At 73.2% G+C, this 17,647-nt stretch carries 18 protein-coding genes and 1 riboswitch; of the genes, 15 read left to right on the top strand and 3 right to left on the bottom strand.

The features are described from left to right. Positions 1-157: 157 nt before the first annotated feature. The 4 genes from ACF1AK_RS21755 (at position 158) to ACF1AK_RS21740 (ending at position 4,615) form a co-directional block, all read left to right on the top strand. Positions 158-2,179 carry a serine/threonine-protein kinase gene (locus ACF1AK_RS21755; RefSeq protein WP_391500461.1) on the top strand — a complete coding sequence of 674 codons (2,022 nt, stop codon included), beginning with the start codon at positions 158-160 and terminating at the stop codon, positions 2,177-2,179. 48 nt (positions 2,180-2,227) lie between these two features. Further along, a complete protein-coding gene (locus tag ACF1AK_RS21750) occupies positions 2,228-2,407 on the top strand; it encodes a DUF6104 family protein (RefSeq protein ID WP_030309148.1) in 180 nt (59 codons plus the stop codon). 203 nt (positions 2,408-2,610) lie between these two features. Then, the gene (locus tag ACF1AK_RS21745) at positions 2,611-3,528 is read left to right on the top strand and encodes a DUF4097 domain-containing protein (protein WP_391500460.1); all 918 of its coding nucleotides are present in this window, start codon (positions 2,611-2,613) and stop codon (positions 3,526-3,528) included. A 1-nt stretch (position 3,529) separates the two neighbouring features. After that, positions 3,530-4,615 carry a PadR family transcriptional regulator gene (locus tag ACF1AK_RS21740; RefSeq protein ID WP_391500459.1) on the top strand — a complete coding sequence of 362 codons (1,086 nt, stop codon included), beginning with the start codon at positions 3,530-3,532 and terminating at the stop codon, positions 4,613-4,615. Between the two features lie 51 nt (positions 4,616-4,666). Here the strand turns inward: ACF1AK_RS21740 and ACF1AK_RS21735 are convergent, their stop codons facing one another. After that, positions 4,667-5,629, bottom strand: coding sequence for a zinc-binding dehydrogenase (locus ACF1AK_RS21735; protein ID WP_391500458.1), 963 nt, complete (start codon positions 5,627-5,629; stop codon positions 4,667-4,669). A gap of 100 nt (positions 5,630-5,729) precedes the next feature. Continuing rightward, a complete protein-coding gene (locus tag ACF1AK_RS21730; protein ID WP_391500457.1) occupies positions 5,730-6,926 on the bottom strand; it encodes an NADP-dependent malic enzyme in 1,197 nt (398 codons plus the stop codon). A 622-nt stretch (positions 6,927-7,548) separates the two neighbouring features. Here ACF1AK_RS21730 and ACF1AK_RS21725 point away from each other — a divergent pair. The 5 genes from ACF1AK_RS21725 to ACF1AK_RS21705 all read left to right on the top strand — a co-directional run bounded on the left by ACF1AK_RS21725 (position 7,549) and on the right by ACF1AK_RS21705 (position 12,358). Then, positions 7,549-8,472 carry an ABC transporter substrate-binding protein gene (locus tag ACF1AK_RS21725; RefSeq protein WP_391500456.1) on the top strand — a complete coding sequence of 308 codons (924 nt, stop codon included), beginning with the start codon at positions 7,549-7,551 and terminating at the stop codon, positions 8,470-8,472. A 434-nt stretch (positions 8,473-8,906) separates the two neighbouring features. Next, the gene (locus tag ACF1AK_RS21720) at positions 8,907-9,839 is read left to right on the top strand and encodes an ABC transporter substrate-binding protein (protein WP_391500455.1); all 933 of its coding nucleotides are present in this window, start codon (positions 8,907-8,909) and stop codon (positions 9,837-9,839) included. A gap of 59 nt (positions 9,840-9,898) precedes the next feature. Further along, positions 9,899-10,849: an amino acid ABC transporter permease gene (locus ACF1AK_RS21715; RefSeq protein ID WP_380289844.1), complete on the top strand. Its 951-nt coding sequence runs from the start codon at positions 9,899-9,901 to the stop codon at positions 10,847-10,849. Next, entirely contained in the window at positions 10,846-11,646 is an 801-nt protein-coding gene (locus ACF1AK_RS21710) for an amino acid ABC transporter ATP-binding protein (RefSeq protein ID WP_391500454.1), read from the top strand. Before ACF1AK_RS21715 ends, ACF1AK_RS21710 begins: the two co-directional genes overlap by 4 nt. Before the next feature lie 121 nt (positions 11,647-11,767). Further along, positions 11,768-12,358 (top strand): CGNR zinc finger domain-containing protein, encoded by a 591-nt coding sequence (locus ACF1AK_RS21705; protein ID WP_391500453.1) that lies wholly within the window; start codon positions 11,768-11,770, stop codon positions 12,356-12,358. A gap of 18 nt (positions 12,359-12,376) precedes the next feature. On the opposite strand, the gene sodX is transcribed toward ACF1AK_RS21705, so the two are convergent. Beyond that, positions 12,377-12,832, bottom strand: coding sequence for a nickel-type superoxide dismutase maturation protease (gene sodX / locus ACF1AK_RS21700; protein ID WP_391500452.1), 456 nt, complete (start codon positions 12,830-12,832; stop codon positions 12,377-12,379). A gap of 196 nt (positions 12,833-13,028) precedes the next feature. Here sodX and sodN point away from each other — a divergent pair, with 196 nt between their 5' ends. From sodN to ACF1AK_RS21670, 6 genes are all read left to right on the top strand, one after another. After that, positions 13,029-13,424 carry a superoxide dismutase, Ni gene (sodN, locus tag ACF1AK_RS21695; RefSeq protein ID WP_355363948.1) on the top strand — a complete coding sequence of 132 codons (396 nt, stop codon included), beginning with the start codon at positions 13,029-13,031 and terminating at the stop codon, positions 13,422-13,424. A gap of 87 nt (positions 13,425-13,511) precedes the next feature. Then, positions 13,512-13,650: riboswitch (cobalamin riboswitch) on the top strand. A gap of 95 nt (positions 13,651-13,745) precedes the next feature. Continuing rightward, complete coding sequence (locus ACF1AK_RS21690; RefSeq protein ID WP_391500451.1) at positions 13,746-14,834, top strand: FecCD family ABC transporter permease; 1,089 nt, start codon at positions 13,746-13,748, stop codon at positions 14,832-14,834. 17 nt (positions 14,835-14,851) lie between these two features. Continuing rightward, positions 14,852-15,622, top strand: coding sequence for an ABC transporter ATP-binding protein (locus ACF1AK_RS21685; RefSeq protein WP_391500592.1), 771 nt, complete (start codon positions 14,852-14,854; stop codon positions 15,620-15,622). A gap of 42 nt (positions 15,623-15,664) precedes the next feature. Further along, positions 15,665-16,663 carry an ABC transporter substrate-binding protein gene (locus ACF1AK_RS21680; RefSeq protein WP_391500450.1) on the top strand — a complete coding sequence of 333 codons (999 nt, stop codon included), beginning with the start codon at positions 15,665-15,667 and terminating at the stop codon, positions 16,661-16,663. A 101-nt stretch (positions 16,664-16,764) separates the two neighbouring features. After that, complete coding sequence (locus ACF1AK_RS21675; RefSeq protein WP_391500449.1) at positions 16,765-17,148, top strand: nuclear transport factor 2 family protein; 384 nt, start codon at positions 16,765-16,767, stop codon at positions 17,146-17,148. Between the two features lie 10 nt (positions 17,149-17,158). Then, the gene (locus tag ACF1AK_RS21670) at positions 17,159-17,635 is read left to right on the top strand and encodes a GNAT family N-acetyltransferase (protein WP_391500448.1); all 477 of its coding nucleotides are present in this window, start codon (positions 17,159-17,161) and stop codon (positions 17,633-17,635) included. Positions 17,636-17,647 lie beyond the last annotated feature (12 nt).

Here is a 17,647-nt window from a genome sequence, read left to right as displayed (position 1 = left end):
GAAGGTCCCAGCTCTGCAACCAAACCGGGCACCGACCTGCACGGCGTCCTGACGGGTCGATAGGTTATGGCCTGTCCGGCCGCCGCCCGGGCGCCCGTCGCCGCGCCCGTCGACGGTGGCCGGTGGACCTCACCGCTCTCCCAGGGGGATCAACCGCATGACCGCCGACACGCCACCCTCCGCACCCCTCCCACCGGTCTTCCAGCCGCTGCTCCCCGACGACCCGAGGGAGGTCGGCGGCTACCGGCTGTTCGCCCGGCTCGGGGCCGGCGGCATGGGCCGGGTCTACCTCTCGTACACCCCCGGCGGCCGCCCGGTGGCCCTCAAGGTGGTGCGTCCGGAGTTCGCCGAGGACGGCGAGTTCCGCCGCCGGTTCGCCCAGGAGGTGTCCAACGCCCAGCGGATCCACGGGCTCTACACCGCCCAGGTGATCGACTCCGGCGGGCTGGACAGCGACGCCCCGTGGCTGGTCACCGCGTACGTCCCCGGCCCGTCGCTGCAGCAGGTGGTGCGGGAGAACGGCGCGCTGCCGATCCGCACCGTGCTGCTGCTGATGGGCGGCATCGCCGAGGCCCTGCAGGCGATCCACAGCGTCGAGGTGGTCCACCGCGACCTCAAGCCGGCCAATGTGCTGGTGGCCGGCGACGGCCCGCGGGTGATCGACTTCGGCATCGCCCGGGCCGCCGACGCCACCGCGCTCACCGGCACCGGCTACCGGATCGGCTCGCCCGCCTTCATGTCGCCCGAGCAGGCCCAGGGCCGCCCGGTCACCCCGGCCACCGACGTGTTCGCGCTCGGCGCGCTGGCCGGGTACGTGGCGAGCGGCACCGCGCCGTTCGGCGACGGTCCGGACACCGCCGTGCTCTACCGGGTGGTGCACGAGCAGCCCGACCTGGACGCCGTCCCGGCCGGACTGCGCGAGCTGATCCTGCGCTGTCTCGCGAAGTCCCCCGAGGACCGCCCGACGCCGGCCGAGATCATCGACGTCGCCCGCAACCACCCGAGCGTCGGCGGTCAGCTGCGGTTCTCCGACGACTGGCTGCCCAAGCAGGTCAACACCGAGATCACCCGCCGCTCGGACCTGCCGAAGACCCCGCCCACCCCGCTGCCGGCCGCGCCCGCCGCGCCGCCCGCTCCCCCGGCCGCTCCCCCCTCCGGAGGGCCCCTCGCCGCGACGCCGCCGCCGGCCGCGCCGCCCACCCACCAGGCCACCGCGCCGGCCTTCGGCCCGCCGCCGCCCGGATTCGGCCCGGCCCGGCCGGACACCCCGCCGCCCGGCTTCGTCCCGCCGCCGCTCGGCGCGTACGGCGCCGCGCAGACGCCCACCGAGGCGCCGACCGGCCCGCTGCTCGGCGCCCCGCCCACCGTCCAGCTGCGCCAGGAGCCGCCGTCCTACGACACCCCGCCGCCCGGCCCGGTGGTCACCGACACCCCGGCGCCCGCGCCGGAGCCGGCCCGCAAGGGCGGTGTCTCCTGGAAGGTGCTGCTGACCGTCGCCCTGGTGATGGCACTCGGCGGCACGGCCGGCGGCGTGGTGCTGATGTCCAAGATGGGCGACGACAAGGACAAGAACAACAGCAGCCAGGCCGGTACGGGCAGCACGCAGCCCGCCGCCCCTCCGGCCACCGCCCCGGCCGCCACCACGCCGCCCGCCGCCGTGGTCACGACCCCGAGCGCCACCTCGGCGGCGGTCACCGCCACGCCGAGCACGCCGGCCGCCTCCGGCGGGGTCACCGCGCCGGCCCGCCCGACCGGCTACCAGCCGGTGATCGCCAAGAAGTCGCTCGCCATCCCGGCCGCCGAGTACTCCAGCGAGGCCTACCGGATCGACCTCACGGCCGGCACCGTGGTGCCGCGCGGCGGCGCCGACCTGAAGTGGGGGCTCGGCCTCAGCCGGGAGTCCACCTCCAGCGGCAGCCGGGCCGACTCCTTCGAGAGCGTCGGCGCCAACAAGTCCGACTTCGCGGTGATCACCGAGACCTCCGTCACCCCGGAGCAGTGCGCCACCGCGATCGACTCCCGGCCGGACACCGACCTGACGTTCAACCGGGTCACCCCGGGCCGGCTGCTGTGCATCCGCGACCGGCTCACCCGCAACATCGCCATCGCCGAGGTGGAGGTCGCGGACCCCGCCACCGGCGCGGCCAAGGTCACCCTCTCCACCTGGCGGGCGAGCTGACCCGGTCTATCCTGACCAGGTCGAATCCCCACCGGACCGGAGCGAACCGTGTACTTCACCGACCGCGGCATCGAGGAACTGGAGAGCCGGCGCGGCGACGAGGAGGTCACCTTCGAGTGGCTGGCCGAGCGCCTGCGCGAGTTCGTCGACCTCAACCCGGACTTCGAGGTCCCGGTCGAGCGGCTGGCCACCTGGCTGGCACGGCTCGACGACGAGGACGACGAGTGACCGGCTGACCCGGTGAACGGCCGTCGTCAGGGCCCGGAGGCACCCGCCTCCGGGCCCTTTCGCACGCGACCCGTAGGGGCGGGGTCTCGGGGTCCGCTCCGGGTCGCCCCCGGGCGGGACTCCCTTGACTTCGCCGTCACGCGATATATCGTCTTGAGAAGAGAACGCGATACATCGCGAGTCCGACACGGGAGGCGGCAGAGATGAGCCAGTGGACGGTCGAAGGACCTGACAGGATCACCATCGAGGAGACGGTCCGGACCCTGCAGGTGCGGATCATCGACGGCACGGTCAACGTGGTCGCCGCCGAGGGCCCCGCCCGCCTGGAGGTCACCGAGCTCAAGGGCGAGCCGCTGCACGTCACCCTGGTCGACGGCGTCCTCACCGTCACCTACAAGGACCTCAGCAGCTGGAACGAGTTCGGCGACGTCCTGAAGTCGGTCGAGTCGGTGAAGGGCTTCTTCGCCTCCCTCAAGCGCAAGCGGACCGCCTCGGTCACCCTGACCGTGCCGGCCGCCACCGAGGTCAAGACCGGCACGGTCTCCGCCGCGACGACCGTCTCCGGCATCACCGGGCACGTCTCCACCCAGACCGCCGGCGCCGACATCACCCTGGTCGGCCTGGCCGGGCGGACCGACGCCCGGACCGTCACCGGCGATGTGGACGCCCAGTCGGTGGCCGGACAGCTCCGGCTCAACACCGTCTCCGGCCGGCTCACCGTGGTCGCCGGCACCGCCGAGAAGGTGTCCGCCAACGCCGTCACCGGCGCGGTCACCCTGGACCTCGCGGCGGCCGCCCCCACCGAGATCAAGGTCAACACGGTCAGCGGCGCGGTCGGCGTCCGGCTCCCCTCGCTGGCCGACACCAAGGTCGAGGCCGGCACCACCAGCGGCGACCTCTCCTCCAGCTTCGACGAGCTCAAGGTCGCCGGCAGCTGGGGCACCAAGCGCCTCTCCGGCCAGCTCGGCGACGGCAAGGGCAGCCTCTCGGTCACCACCGTCTCCGGCGCCGTCACCGTGCTGCGCCGGCCGGACGCCGAGGACGACGCCCAGGCGGTCGTCCGGGAGCTGCCCGCCGGGGACGACCCGTCCGCCGGCCCCGACCTCACCAAGGAGGCCTGACATGACCCCCGTCTTCGGCCACGGCCGGCTCCGGCTCTACCTGCTGAAGCTGCTCGACGAGGCCCCGCGCCACGGCTACGAGGTGATCCGCCTGCTGGAGGAGCGCTTCCAGGGCCTGTACGCGCCCTCCGCCGGCACCGTCTACCCCCGGCTGGCCAAGCTGGAGCAGGAGGGGCTGGTCGCGCACAGCACCGAGGGCGGCCGCAAGGTCTACCGGCTCACCGACGCGGGCCGCACCGAGCTCGCCGCCCGGCGGGGCGAACTCGACGAGCTGGAGGTCGAGATCCACGACTCGGTGGCGCAGCTCGCCGGGGCGATCCGCGAGGACGTCCGGGACAGCGCCAAGGACCTGCGCGAGGAGCTGTGGGGCGCGGCCGAGCAGGCCCGCAGGAACGCCCCCCGGCCGGAGGCGGAGGACGGGGACGGGGAGGCGGGCGGCGGCAACCCGTGGGCCGGCCCGTGGGGCGACCAGGCCGCCTGGCAGCGCGCCAAGGAGGAGTTCGCCCAGTTCAAGCGGCAGGCCAAGGAGCAGGCCAAGCGGGCCAAGGAGCAGGAGAAGGCCGCCAAGGCCAAGGCGAAGGCCGCCGAGGAGGAGGCCCGCCGGCTGCGCGAGCAGTCCAGGGCGGCGCGGACCGCGGCCCAGCAGGAGGCGCTGCGGATCAAGCGCCGGGTGGAGCAGCAGGTGCGCGACCACGCGGCGCGCGGCGACTGGCCGACCGGGCTGGCCGAGGGGCTCTCGGAGCTGACCAAGGGGCTGGCCGGGCTGGCCGACGCGGCCCGCTGGGGCCACCCCGCCGAGGAGAAGGCCGGGCCCGCCGGGGGCGTGCCCGCCGGGGAGCGGGTCACCGTCACCCGGATCGACCTGGACAAGGACGAGCCGGCCGGCGGGGCCCCGGCCGACGCCCCGGCCTGGGCCGCCACCGACCCGGCCGGGGACCCGGCCCGGGAGCTGGAGCGGCTGCTCGACCGCTTCCGCGACCAGGTCCGCGACGCGGCCCGGGACGGCGGGGTGACGCCGGAGCGGCTCGCCGAGGCCCGCGGCGTGCTCGGCACGGCCGGCGAGCGGCTGAAGCGGCTGCTCGGCTGAGCCCGGCCGCCGGTGCCCGGTACCCCGCGCGGGGTACCGGGCACCGGCGCGTCAGGGGGTGAGCACCAGCTTGCCGAAGACGTCGCCCCCGGCCAGCCGGGCGAGCGCCTGCGGCGCCGCGGCGAGCGGCAGCACCGAGTCGATCACCGGCCGGACACCGGTGGTGGCGCAGAACGAGAGCAGCCCGGCGAGCTCCTCCTTGGTGCCCATGGTGGAGCCGACCACCTTCAGCTCCAGGAAGAAGATCCGGTTCAACTCGGCGGCCGGCGGGTTGGGGCCCGAGGTGGCGCCGGAGATGACGATCGTGCCGCCCGGGCGCAGCGACTTCACCGAGTGCGACCAGGTGGCCGCGCCGACCGTCTCCATCACCGCGTCCACCCGCTCGGGCAGCCGGGCCCCGCTCGGGAAGGCCGCGTCCGCGCCCAGCTCCACCGCCCGGGCCCGCTTGGCCTCGTCCCGGCCGGTGACCCAGACCCGCAGGCCGGCCGCCCTGCCGAGGACGACCAGCGCGGTGGACACCCCGCCGCCGGCGCCCTGGACCAGAACGGTGTGACCGGGCTTCACCCCGGCGTTGGTGAACAGCATCCGGTAGGCCGTCAGCCAGGCGGTGGGCAGGCAGGCGGCCTCCTCGAAGGAGAGCCCGGCGGGCTTGGGCAGCAGGTTCCAGGTGGGGACGGCCACCTGCTGGGCGAAGGTGCCCTGGTAGCGCTCGGTCAGGATCGAGCGCGGCTCGTCCGGTCCGACGCCGTGCCCGCTCTGGCCGATCACGGAGTGGAGGACCACCTCGTTGCCGTGCTCGTCGACGCCGGCGGCGTCGCAGCCGAGGATCATCGGCAGTTTCCCGGCGGGCAGGCCGACCCCGCGCAGCGACCACAGGTCGTGGTGATTCAGGCTGGCGGCCCGGACCGTGACCACGCTCCACCCGGGGCGGGCCTGCGGTTCGGGGCGTTCGCCCAGCTCCAGCCCGCTCAGCGGGTCGTCGGCGTCGATTCGTGCGGCGTAGGCAGCAAACATGCCCCGGACGATAGCCAGAACGCCCCGGCCCCGGAACAACGCGTGACTGTGACGCGTGTCCCGGGGCGCGGGGAGTGGGGGCGGGGAGTGTCCCGCGGGGTCAGCGCCGGGCGACGCCCTCGGCGCGGGCGGCCTCGGCGACGGCCTTGCTGACGGCCGGCGCGACCCGCTCGTCGAACGGCGAGGGGATGACCCGCTGCGGCGTCAGCTCGTCGGCCACCACGCCGGCCAGCGCCTTGGCGGCGGCCAGCTTCATGCCCTCGGTGATCCGGGTGGCCCGGACCTGCAGCGCGCCCGCGAAGATGCCCGGGAAGGCCAGCACGTTGTTGATCTGGTTCGGGAAGTCGCTGCGGCCGGTGGCCACCACGGCCGCGTACTTGTGCGCGACCTCGGGGTGGATCTCCGGGTTCGGGTTGGCCATGGCGAAGACGAACGCGCCCTCGGCCATGGTCGCGACGACCTCCTCCGGCACGGTGCCGCCGGAGACGCCGATGAAGACGTCGGCGCCGGCCAGCGCGTCGGCGAGGGTGCCCGTGAGGCCGGTGCGGTTGGTCAGCCCGGCGATCTCCGCCTTGACGTCGGTGAGGTCCCCGCGGCCGTCGTGCACCACGCCCCGGCGGTCGCAGACGGCCACGTCGCCGATGCCGGCGGCGAGCAGCATCTTGGCGATGGCGATGCCGGCCGCGCCGGCGCCGGAGATGACGGCGCGCAGCGAGCCGATCTCCCGGCCGGTCACCTTGGCCGCGTTCCACAGCGCGGCGGTGGTGACGATCGCGGTGCCGTGCTGGTCGTCGTGGAAGACCGGGATGTCCAGGGCCTCCTGGAGCCGGCGCTCGATCTCGAAGCAGCGGGGGGCGGAGATGTCCTCCAGGTTGACGCCGCCGAAGGACGGGGCCAGCCGGACCACGGTCTCGACGATCTCGTCCACCTCGGTGCAGGCCAGCGCGATCGGCACCGCGTCCACGCCGCCGAACTGCTTGAAGAGGATCGCCTTGCCCTCCATGACGGGCAGCGAGGCCTCCGGGCCGATGTCACCGAGGCCCAGCACGGCGGTGCCGTCGGTGACCACGGCCACCGTGTTGGCCTTCCAGGTGTAGTCGTTCACCAGCTCGGGCTGCTCGGCGATGGCCGTGCAGACGCGGGCGACACCGGGGGTGTAGGCGAGGGACAGGTCGTCCGCGTCGCGCACCGGGACGGTCGCCCGGACCTCCATCTTGCCGCCGCGGTGGAGCGCGAACACGGCGTCGACCGGATCGTCGGTGTCCTGGGTAGTGCTGTGGATGATCTCCGCTGCCACGATGACCTCTTCGTCATTGATCGAGCGAGGACACCCGGCCGACGGAGCGGACGACCCGTCCGGTACCGGCATCCGGCGACCGGTGGCCGGTAACCGGACCCCGGAAACGCCGAAGCGTCCCCGGGGGAGGACTGGGTCGGGGCGCCGCCGTCGGACGGACGCCCTCGGATGAGGGTTTATGGATTTGTCTGCGTTGTTCTGCGCTGTTGCTTCCGGGCCGAGCGTAGGTCGGACGAGGGCATCGCACCCATGCCTTTTCGTCCAAGTCACATGGTTGTCGTACGCCTCACAGCCACCTGGGAGCACCAGGCGCCGTGAGAACCGGGCCCCGGCTGCGGCGATGGCGGAACGAGTACGCGCACCCGCAGGGATGAACGCAGACGCGGAGGGGAGGCCGGTGCCTCGGATACGGAGTCGTCGTCCTGGACTTCCGTTCCTGCGCACCCCGAGCCTGTTGCGGCCCGGCGGTCTGGTTCGAGCGTCGGGGGTCACCCGGTACCGAATTCTGACACACCCGCCCACCGGCCCGGCAGGCCGGGATGGGAGGATCCGTTCTTCCGCCATCTCGCGTACACCTCCGCGACGCCGCGGTGCCTTCCCCTCCCTCCCGCAGGAGCAACCGATGCACCACCGTGCAAAGTCCCGCCGGCCGGCCACCGCCGTGCTCGCCCTCACCACCGCCGGAGCGCTGCTGCTGAGCGGCTGCGGCGGGGACGGGACGGCCTCCGAGGACCCGGTCCAGGAGATCCGGGCGAAGCTCCCGAAGGCGCAGCGGTCGGCCCAGGTGCTCCGGATCGGCATGGACGTCAACTACCCGCCGGTCGAGTTCCGGGGCGGCGACGGCAAGCCGGACGGCCTGGACCCGGACATCGCCGCGGCGCTCGGCCGGATCCTGGACCTGCGGGTCGAGTACGTCGACACCCCCTTCGACAAGCTCCTGCCGGGCCTCCGGAACAAGCAGTACGACGTCGTGATGTCCGCGCTCAGCGACATCCGCGAGCGCCGGGAGGGCGTGGACGACGCCGGCAAGCCGGCCGGCCCGGCGGTGGACTTCGTCGACTACTTCATCGCCGGCACCTCGATGGTGGTCGCCAAGGGCAACCCGAAGGGCATCCGCACCCTGGACGACCTCTGCGGCAGGACGGTCGCGGTGCAGTCCGGCACCACCCAGAACGAGATCGCCACCCGCCAGGTCACCGCCTGCTCCCGGACCGGCAAGCCGCTCACCGTGCACACGTTCGACACCGACGCCAAGGCGCTGGCCGAGGTCGCCGCCGGCACCGCGCAGGCGGGCCTGAACGACTTCCCGGTGGCCGCCCACGCGGCGAGGAACACCGACGGCGGCAACCGCTTCGAGGTGGTCGGCTCGCAGTCCCGGTCCAACCCGTACGGGATCGCGCTGCGCAAGGAGGACACCGGCCTGCGCGACGTGCTGGTCAAGGCGGTCGACCAGCTGATCCGCAGCGGCGAGTACGACAAGATCCTCGCCAAGTGGAACGTCGCCGCGGGCGCGGCCCAGAACGCGGTGGTCAACGGGGGCATCTGAGCCGCTCCGGTCCCGGCTCCCGCCGGGGCGGCGGGGCCGCGGCGGGCGGTCGGGCGATCGGGCGAGCGCCCGGCCGGGCCTCCGGGCGGACTGCGGGGAGAACCGCATACTTATACACAGGGTGACAGGGACACGGAATTCGTCCGAATAGCGGACAACGCGGCCCCTCGTTATCCGATTTTGATCTGAATCACAGCCACCCGACCGTCATCAGATGGCAGGATTCCCCCCATCTCGGATCGAGCCGGCCCCTGGTCGAGGCGGCCCGGTCAACGCCCACCTCGGCGGACGGTGGCGGAGAGCAGTACCCGTACCACCCTTGCGCGCAGTTCTCCCCGCCCCACCCGTACAGCGCCGTACGGCCTTTGCTGCCCCGGTGCGCCGCTCCCCCGTGGCGCGCTCCGCCCGACCTCTCCCTCAGGAGGAGATCCCCCATGATCGCCCGTACCCAGCGCACCCGCCTCCTCGCCACCGCGGCGGTGCTCGCGTCCGCGTCGCTCGTGCTGACCGCCTGCGGCAGCAGCAAGTCCTCCTCCAACAGCGCCGGCGGCACCAACCCCTCCGCCGCCCTGCCGACCGTCAGCGCCGACGCCAAGCTCGCCGCGCTCGTCCCGGCCGACGTCAAGAGCGCCGGCAAGCTGATCGTCGCCGCCGACGCCTCCTACGCCCCGAACGAGTTCCAGGACGCCTCCGGCAAGGTCATCGGCATGGACGTCGACCTGGCCACCCTCATCGGCCAGAAGCTCGGCCTCGCCGTCGAGGTCCAGAACTCGCCCTTCACCGCGATCATCCCGGGCATCAGCGCCAACAAGTTCCAGCTCGGCATGAGCTCCTTCACCGACACCAAGGAGCGCGAGGCCACCGTCGACATGGTGACCTACTTCCTGGCCGGCACCAGCGCCGCGGTCAAGAAGGGCAACCCGGACAAGATCGACCTCAAGGACCTCTGCGGCAAGAAGATCGCCGTCCAGACCGGCACCACCCAGGCCGACACCATCAAGGACACGATCACCCCGGACTGCGTCAAGGCGGGCAAGCCCGGCGTGCCGAACGACGGCGACAAGTTCGACCTCCAGACCGACGTCACCACCGCGATGGTCTCCGGCCGCGACCAGGTCATGCTCGCCGACTCCCCGGTCGTCGACTACGCCATCAAGCAGACCAACGGCCAGCTGGAGCAGCTCGGCGACGTCGAGGGCAAGGCCCCGTACGGCGTCGTGCTCGCCAAGGGCTCCGCGCTCGCCCCGGCCGTGCAGGGCGCGATCCAGTCGCTGATGGACGACGGCAGCTACAAGAAGGTCCTGGAGAAGTGGGGCGTCCAGGCCGGCGCGATCGACAAGTCCGTCATCAACGGCGCCACCAGCTGATCCCTCGTCACTCCTCTTCACCCGAGGCCACTGTGAACCATTCCGACCACGGGGAGAAGGTGTCCGGCCGGCCTGAGTCCTTCAAGGCCGTCCCGGTGCGCCACCCCGGACGGTGGGCCGGAGCCGTTGTCGTCGCGGTGCTCGCCGCGATGCTGCTCCACGCCCTGATCTTCAATCCCGCCTTCCAGTGGGACGTCGTCAACACCTACCTCTTCGACTCCAGCATCCTGCACGGCCTCGGCGTCACCCTGGAGCTGACCGCGCTCTCGATGGTGATGGGCGTGGTCGGCGGCATCATCCTCGCGGTGATGCGGCTGTCGCCCAACCCGCTGCTGTCCGGCACCGCGTGGTTCTACATCTGGATCTTCCGCGGCACCCCCGTGCTGGTCCAGCTGGTGTTCTGGAACTTCCTGGGCGCCCTGTGGCCGACGCTGTCGATCGGCGTCCCGTTCGGCCCGGAGTTCTGGTCCGGCTCGACCAACACCCTGATCCCGGTCTTCACCGCGGCGCTGCTCGGCCTCGGCCTCAACGAGGCCGCCTACATGGCGGAGATCGTCCGCGGCGGCATCCAGTCGGTCGACGAGGGGCAGACCGAGGCCTCGCACGCCCTCGGCATGAGCCGCTTCACGACCATGCGCCGGATCGTCCTGCCGCAGGCCATGCGCGTGATCATCCCGCCCACCGGCAACGAGACCATCTCGATGCTCAAGACCACCTCGCTGGTCTCGGTCATCGCGCTGGAGGAGCTGTTCCGGGCCGGGCAGAACATCTACTCGCGCACCTTCCAGACCATCCCGCTGCTGATCACCGTCAGCCTCTGGTACCTGTTCCTGACCTCCATCCTCACCATCGGCCAGTACTACGTCGAACGGCACTACGCCCGGGGCACCACCCGGACGCTGCCGCCCACGCCGCTCCAGCGGCTGCGGCTGCTGTTCGGGGGCAGGCCCCCGGCCCCGAAGGCCCAGCACGACGTCGTTCCGGGGCTTGAGGGAGGAACCCACCAATGACCGACCTGAGCAAGACGCCGGCCGACGCCGGCACCGGCCACCCGATGGTCAGGGCCGAGGGCGTCCGCAAGTCCTACGGCGCCGTCGAGGTGCTCAAGGGCATCGACCTGGAGGTCCGGCGCAACGAGGTGTTCTGCCTGATCGGCCCCTCCGGCTCGGGCAAGTCGACCTTCCTGCGGTGCATCAACCACCTGGAGAAGATCAACGGCGGCCTGCTGTCCGTCGACGGCGAGCTGGTCGGCTACCGGCAGCACGGCACCAAGCTGTACGAGCTCAAGGACAGCGAGGTCGCCCTCAAGCGCCGTGACATCGGCATGGTGTTCCAGCGCTTCAACCTGTTCCCGCACATGACCGCCCTCGAAAACATCATCGAGGCGCCGGTGCAGGTCAAGGGCGAGAGCAAGGCCTCCGCCAAGGAGCGCGGCATGGCCCTGCTGGAGCGGGTCGGGCTCGCCGACAAGGCCGGGAACTACCCCTCCCAGCTCTCCGGCGGCCAGCAGCAGCGGGTGGCCATCGCCCGGGCGCTGGCCATGAAACCCAAACTGATGCTCTTCGACGAGCCGACCTCGGCGCTCGACCCGGAGCTGGTCGGCGACGTCCTGGACGTCATGCGCGGGCTCGCCGAGGAGGGGATGACCATGATCGTGGTGACCCACGAGATGGGCTTCGCCCGCGAGGTGGGCGACGCGCTGGTGTTCATGGACGGCGGCGTGGTCGTCGAGTCCGGCAACCCCCGCGAGGTCCTCACCAACCCCCAGCACGAGCGGACCCGCGCGTTCCTCTCCAAGGTGCTCTGAGCACCGCGCACCGCGGCGCCCGGCAGGCCGGTCCTGCCGGGCGCCGCCGCATTCCCGGTTTCGCCCCTTGGGTAATAGGCTGGAGGCAATCAGCCCGTTACCGCTCTCTGGAAGGACCACCGTGGAGCTCGCCTCGTACGCCGATCTGGCCGTCCGGCTGGTGAACACCGAGGAGCCCGAGCGCGGCACCGACTCGCTGACCTCGGTGGACGCGGTACGCGGCCTGTTCTCGGACGCCGCCCGGGCCCGCGACCTCGCCGACGAGTCCGACCTGCCCCGGCTGCGGGCCGTCCGCACCCGGCTGCGCGGGGTCTTCGAGGCCGCCGCCGAGGGCGAGGAGGTCCGCAGCGTCGACCTGCTGAACAGCCTGCTGATGGAGTTCCCGGTCAGCCCGCTGGTCTCCGGCCACGACTACCTGGACGAGGCCGGCCGCCCCCGCTGGCACCTGCACCTCGCCGACAACTCCCCCACCGCCACGGCCCACTTCAGCGCCGTCGCCTGCATGGGCCTGGCCGTCCACCTGACCGAACTGGGCGCCGACCGGCTCGGCATCTGCCAGGCCGCGCCGTGCCGCAACGCCTACCTGGACACCTCCACCAACCGGTCGCGCCGCTACTGCTCGGACCGCTGCGCGACCCGTGCCAACGTCGCCGCCTACCGCGCCCGCAAGCGCCTGGAGGCCGCCGCGGCCGCCGGGAACCCCGACGCCTAGGTCCTAGCGGCTCGGGAGTCAGCTCCGCAGGCCCTCCGGGCGGACCCAGACGCCGAACCGGCGGGCCAGCCCGGGGATCCTGGCCAGCGGGCCGGAGAGCAGCAGCCGCTCCAGGCGCCGGCCGGGCGCCAGCCAGGCCGGCCTCGGCCGCAGCCGCAGCAGCACCCGGCCGAGCACCAGCTCGTCCGGCACCGCGCCGTAGCTGCGGCTGTCGCTGTCCACCGGCCGGTTGTCGGAGAGCAGCCACCAGCCCTTCGGCCGCCGCCCGTCGGCACGTTTGACGACCAGCAGGTTCTGCTGGAACGGGTGGCGGAAGACCACCACCGCACCGGGCCGGATCCGCGCCCCGTACCGCACCAGCAACTGGTCGCCGTCGCGCAGGGTCGGCACCATCGAGTCCCCCGCCACGTCGATCAGCCCGAACGGCGCGCTGCCCGCCGGGGGCCCCTCCTCCGGTTCCGCGCTCCGTGCCACGACTCCTCCTCCCGGCCCGCGTCCCGCCGCGTCCCTCGGTCGCACACCAGTCTGCCGCACGGGGCGCCGCCCGCCGATGTCCGGATTCGCCCGGTTCCGGCTCCGCCTTTTGCCCTAGGCCCGCCGCCCGGCCGAGAAACGGCGGGGTCCGAGGGGTAATCTCGGGCGCGGGAAGACGATCTAAGGAAGGACTCCCATGCTCTCTCGTCTGTTTGCACCGCGCGCCACCGCCCACGCCCACTGCGACCTGCCCTGCGGCGTGTACGACCCGGCCCAGGCCCGCATCGAGGCCGAGTCCGTGAAGGCCACCCAGGAGAAGTACCAGGCCAACGAGGACCCGCACTTCCGCGCCCGCGCCATCATCATCAAGGAGCAGCGCGCCGAGACGGTCAAGCACCACATCTCGGTGCTGTGGAGCGACTACTTCAAGGCCCCGCACTTCGAGAAGTACCCGCAGCTCCACCAGCTCATCAACGACACCCTGAAGGCCGCCTCGGCCGCCAAGGCGTCCACCGACCCGGCCACCGGCCAGGCGCTGCTCGACCTCATCGCCGAGGTCGACAAGATCTTCTGGGAGACCAAGCAGGGCTGATCCCCGCTCCCCCCTCCTTCGAGCGCCCCCGTCCGCACGCCGGACCGGGGGCGTTCGTGTGTTCCCGCCCACACCGGGCCCGGTAAGGGTTGCCTGCCCTGAGTGCTTGTTATGCTGCCAGGGCGTCCAGAGGGGGAAGCCGGTGCGAATCCGGCGCTGACCCGCAACGGTAAACGGTGCCCCGTGCCCGTGAGCCCGATCGCCCGAGGACGCCGACCTCCCGACAACTCGCCGTGGACTGCGAGGGGATGGCGCCCCGGCACACCCGCGCCCGGGGGCGCCGCCCCGCGCCGTGCGCGGCCCGAGGCAAGGCGCGCACCAGTGAGCAGCACCGCGACCGCACCGGCCACCGCCGCGGCCCCGCCGGGCCCGCGCCGAACACCCGCCGTCCCGCTGGCCGCGGCCCTCGCCGTCGCGCTGCTGGCCTCCCTGGTCTGCGCCGTCGCCGTCGGCTCCTCCGGACTCGGCTGGGGCCAGGTCCTGCGGCTGCTGCGCGCCGGGCTGACCGGCGGGAGGCTGGAGGCCGACGAGGCCGCCGCCTACGCGATCGTCTGGGAGATCCGGCTGCCGCGCGCCGTGCTGGCCGCCGTGGTGGGCGCCGGACTCGCCGCCACCGGGGTCGCCGTTCAGGCGATGGTCCGCAACGCGCTCGCCGACCCGTTCGTGCTCGGCATCTCCTCCGGGGCCTCGGTCGGCGCCAACGCCGTGCTGATGATGGGCGCCTTCGCCTCGCTCGGCGTCTGGGCGATCTCCGTCTCCGCCTTCACCGCCGCCCTGCTCGCCATGGTGCTGGTCTATCTGACGGCCCGTACCGCCCACGGCCTGACCCCGCTGCGGCTGGTGCTCACCGGCACCGCGATGTCCTACGGCTTCTCCGCGCTGACGGCGCTGATGGTCTTCGCCGCCGCCCGCGGCGAGGCCGCCCGCTCCGCCATGATGTGGCTGCTCGGCAGCCTCGGCGGCGCCACCTGGGGTTCGGTGCCGATCGCCGCCGTCACCGTGCTGGCCGGCCTGGCCCACCTGGCCGGCGCCGCCGGGCGGCTGGACGCACTGGCCATGGGCGACGAGACGGCCGCCTCGCTCGGCGTGGACCCGGACCGGCTGCGCCGCGAACTGTTCGTGGTCACCGCCGCCGTCACCGGCACCGTGGTCGCCGTCAGCGGGGCGATCGGCTTCGTCGGACTGATGGTCCCGCACCTGGTGCGGATGCTGGTCGGCGCCGGCCACCGCAGGGTGCTGCTGGTCGCACCGCTCGCCGGGGCGCTGCTGCTGGTCTGGGTGGACATCGTCTCCCGCACCCTGCTGGCGCCCGCCGAACTGCCGGTCGGCGTGGTGACCGCGGCCGTCGGGGTGCCCTGCTTCCTGCTGCTGATGCGCCGCCGCGGCTACTCCTTCGGCGGTGGCCGGTGACCGCGCCCGCCCGCGCCCTGGACCTCGCCGTCGACGGGGTCTCGGTCGACCTGGCCGGCGTCCGGCTGGTCCACGACGTCACGCTGAACGCCGCCGCCGGCCAGGTGGTCGGCCTGATCGGCCCGAACGGCAGCGGCAAGTCCACCCTCCTGCGCTGCGTCTACCGGGCGCTGCGGCCCGCCGCCGGCGCCGTCCTGGTCGGCGGCGACGACCTGCACGCGCTCGCACCGCGCGAGTCCGCCCGGCGGGTGGCGGCGCTGCCGCAGGAGCACTCCGCCGAGTTCGACTTCACCGTGGCCGAGGTGGTCGGCATGGGCCGGCTGCCGCACCGGCGCGGCGCCCTGGCCGGGCCGTCGGCCGGGGACGGGGAGCTCTGCACCGGGGCGCTGCGCCGGGTCGGCGCCGCCCACCTGGCCGGCCGGGGCTTCCTGAGCCTGTCCGGCGGCGAGAAGCAGCGGGTGCTGATCGCCCGCGCGCTGGTCCAGGAACCCCGGCTGCTGGTCCTCGACGAACCCACCAACCACCTGGACATCGCCCACCAGTTGGAGGTGCTGGCGCTGGTCCGGGAGGCCGGGCCGACGGTGCTCACCGCGCTGCACGACCTCAACCTGGCCGCCGGGCACTGCGATCTGCTCCACGTGCTCGTGGAGGGCCGGATCGTCGCCTCCGGGCCGCCCGCCGAGGTGCTCGGACCCGACCTGCTGGCCGAGGTGTTCAAGGTCCGCGCGACGCCCGTGCGGCACCCGGTCACCGGCGCCGTCCAGCTGCTCCTCGACCGCCTGCCGTAACCCGCCCCCGCCCCGCCGAACCGCTTCCCCCGAGGACCTCCCATGCGCACCAAGGCCGTTGCCGCCGCCGCCCTGCTCGCCCTCGCGCTCACCGGCTGCGGCGCCGAGATCGCCCCGCGCGGCGACGGCGCCGCCGCCACCTCCGCCCACTACCCGGTGACCGTCCGCAACTGCGGCGTCGAGCTCACCTTCGCGGAGAAGCCGGCCCGCACCGTCACCAACGACGTCGGCATCACCGAGCTGATGTTCGCCCTCGGCCTGGAGGACCGGATGGCCGGCTACGTGATGCCCGACGACAAGGGCCGGGTGGACGAGGTCGCCTGGAAGGACGCCTACCAGCGCGCGCCCTGGCTCTCCAAGGACCGGGTCACCAAGGAGACCGTGCTGGAGGCCGGGGCCGACCTGGTCCTCGCCGGCTGGCACTACGGCTTCGACGAGGGGACGGGCTTCACCCCGCAGACCCTGTCCGGCCTGGGCATCGCCTCCTACGTGCTCAGCGAGTCCTGCCGCAGCGGCAAGGGCCCGGAGCGCGGGGTGATGTCCCCGCTCGACGCGCTCTACACCGACCTGACCAACCTGGGCGAGATCTTCGACGTCCGGGACCGGGCGGACAAGCTGGTCGCCGGCTTCAAGGAGCAGATCGCCGCCGTCCCCGAGCCCGTGCACCGCCCGGGCGTCTTCCTGTACGACAGCGGCGAGGACAAGCCGTACACCTCCGGCCGCTTCGCCGCCCCGGAGGAGATCATCGCCAGGGCCGGCGGCCGGAACGTGATGGGCGACGTCGCCGACTCCTGGACCACCGTGGGCTGGGAGAGCGTGGTCCAGCGCGACCCCGAGGTGATCCTGATCAACAACTACGGCACCCCGGACGCCGAGGCGAAGCGGAAGTTCCTGAAGTCCTTCCCGCCGCTGGCCGGCGTCTCGGCGGTGCGCAACGACCGGATCTTCGTCCTGGACTACGCCGACCTGGTCGAGAGCCCGCGCAACCCGGCCGCGATCACCGCCCTGGCGGCGTACCTGCGGACCGTCCCGGCCCGCTGAGCGGGGCCCTCCCGGCCGCCGTCCGGCCCGCCCCGCGGCCGGTTCCGACCGGCGTACGCTCAAGAGTACGAGCCGACGGAACCGACCGGAGGAGCGAGAACATGACCACCATGGCCGCACCGTCCGCCTTCGACGTCCGGGCCCTGCGCGAGGGCATCGAGCGCGCCGACGCCGGGGCCCTGCTGGCGCTCTACGCGGACGACGCCGAACTGCGCGTGGTCGACCGCAAGACCCAGCCCAGCCACCCGCTGGTGATGCACGGCCGGGCCGAGATCGGCGCGATGCTCGACGACCTCTACGGCCGCGAGATGAGCCACACCCTGGAGCAGGTGGTGGTCCAGGAGGACCGCCTCGCCTTCCTGGAGTCCTGCCGCTACCCGGACGGGGTCCGGGTGCTGGTCAGCTCCACCGCCGAGCTGCGCGACGGACGGATCGCCGACCAGACGTCCGTGCAGGTCTGGGACGAGAACGAACCGGCCCAGTAGGCTCGGAGCCATGATCCGCACCGCCCTCCCCGCCGACGTCCCCGTCGTCCACGCCATGATCCGCGAACTCGCGGAGTACGAGAAGGCCGCCCACGAGGCGGTGGCCACCGAGGAGCAGCTGCACGGCGCGCTGTTCGGCACCGACCCGGCGCTGTTCGGCCTGGTCGCCGAGGACGACAGCACCGGCGAGCCGGTCGGCTTCGCGCTCTGGTTCCTCAACTACTCGACCTGGCGCGGCACCCACGGGATCTACCTGGAGGACCTCTACGTCCGTCCGCAGGCCCGCGGCGGCGGCCACGGCAAGGCGCTGCTGCTGGAGCTGGCCCGGATCGCCGTCGAGCGCGGCTACTCCCGGGTGGAGTGGTCGGTGCTGGACTGGAACACCCCGTCGATCAACTTCTACAAGTCGCTCGGCGCCGTGCCGATGGACGGCTGGAGCGTGTACCGGCTCACCGGGGACGCGCTCACCGCCGCCGGCGCCCGCTGAGACCGGCGCACG

The sequence above is a fragment of the Kitasatospora sp. NPDC015120 genome, from assembly GCF_043080305.1.
GTDB lineage: Bacteria > Actinomycetota > Actinomycetes > Streptomycetales > Streptomycetaceae > Kitasatospora.
The sequence above is the reverse complement of the archived record's forward strand: the minus strand, read 5'-3'. Positions and strand labels throughout refer to the sequence as shown.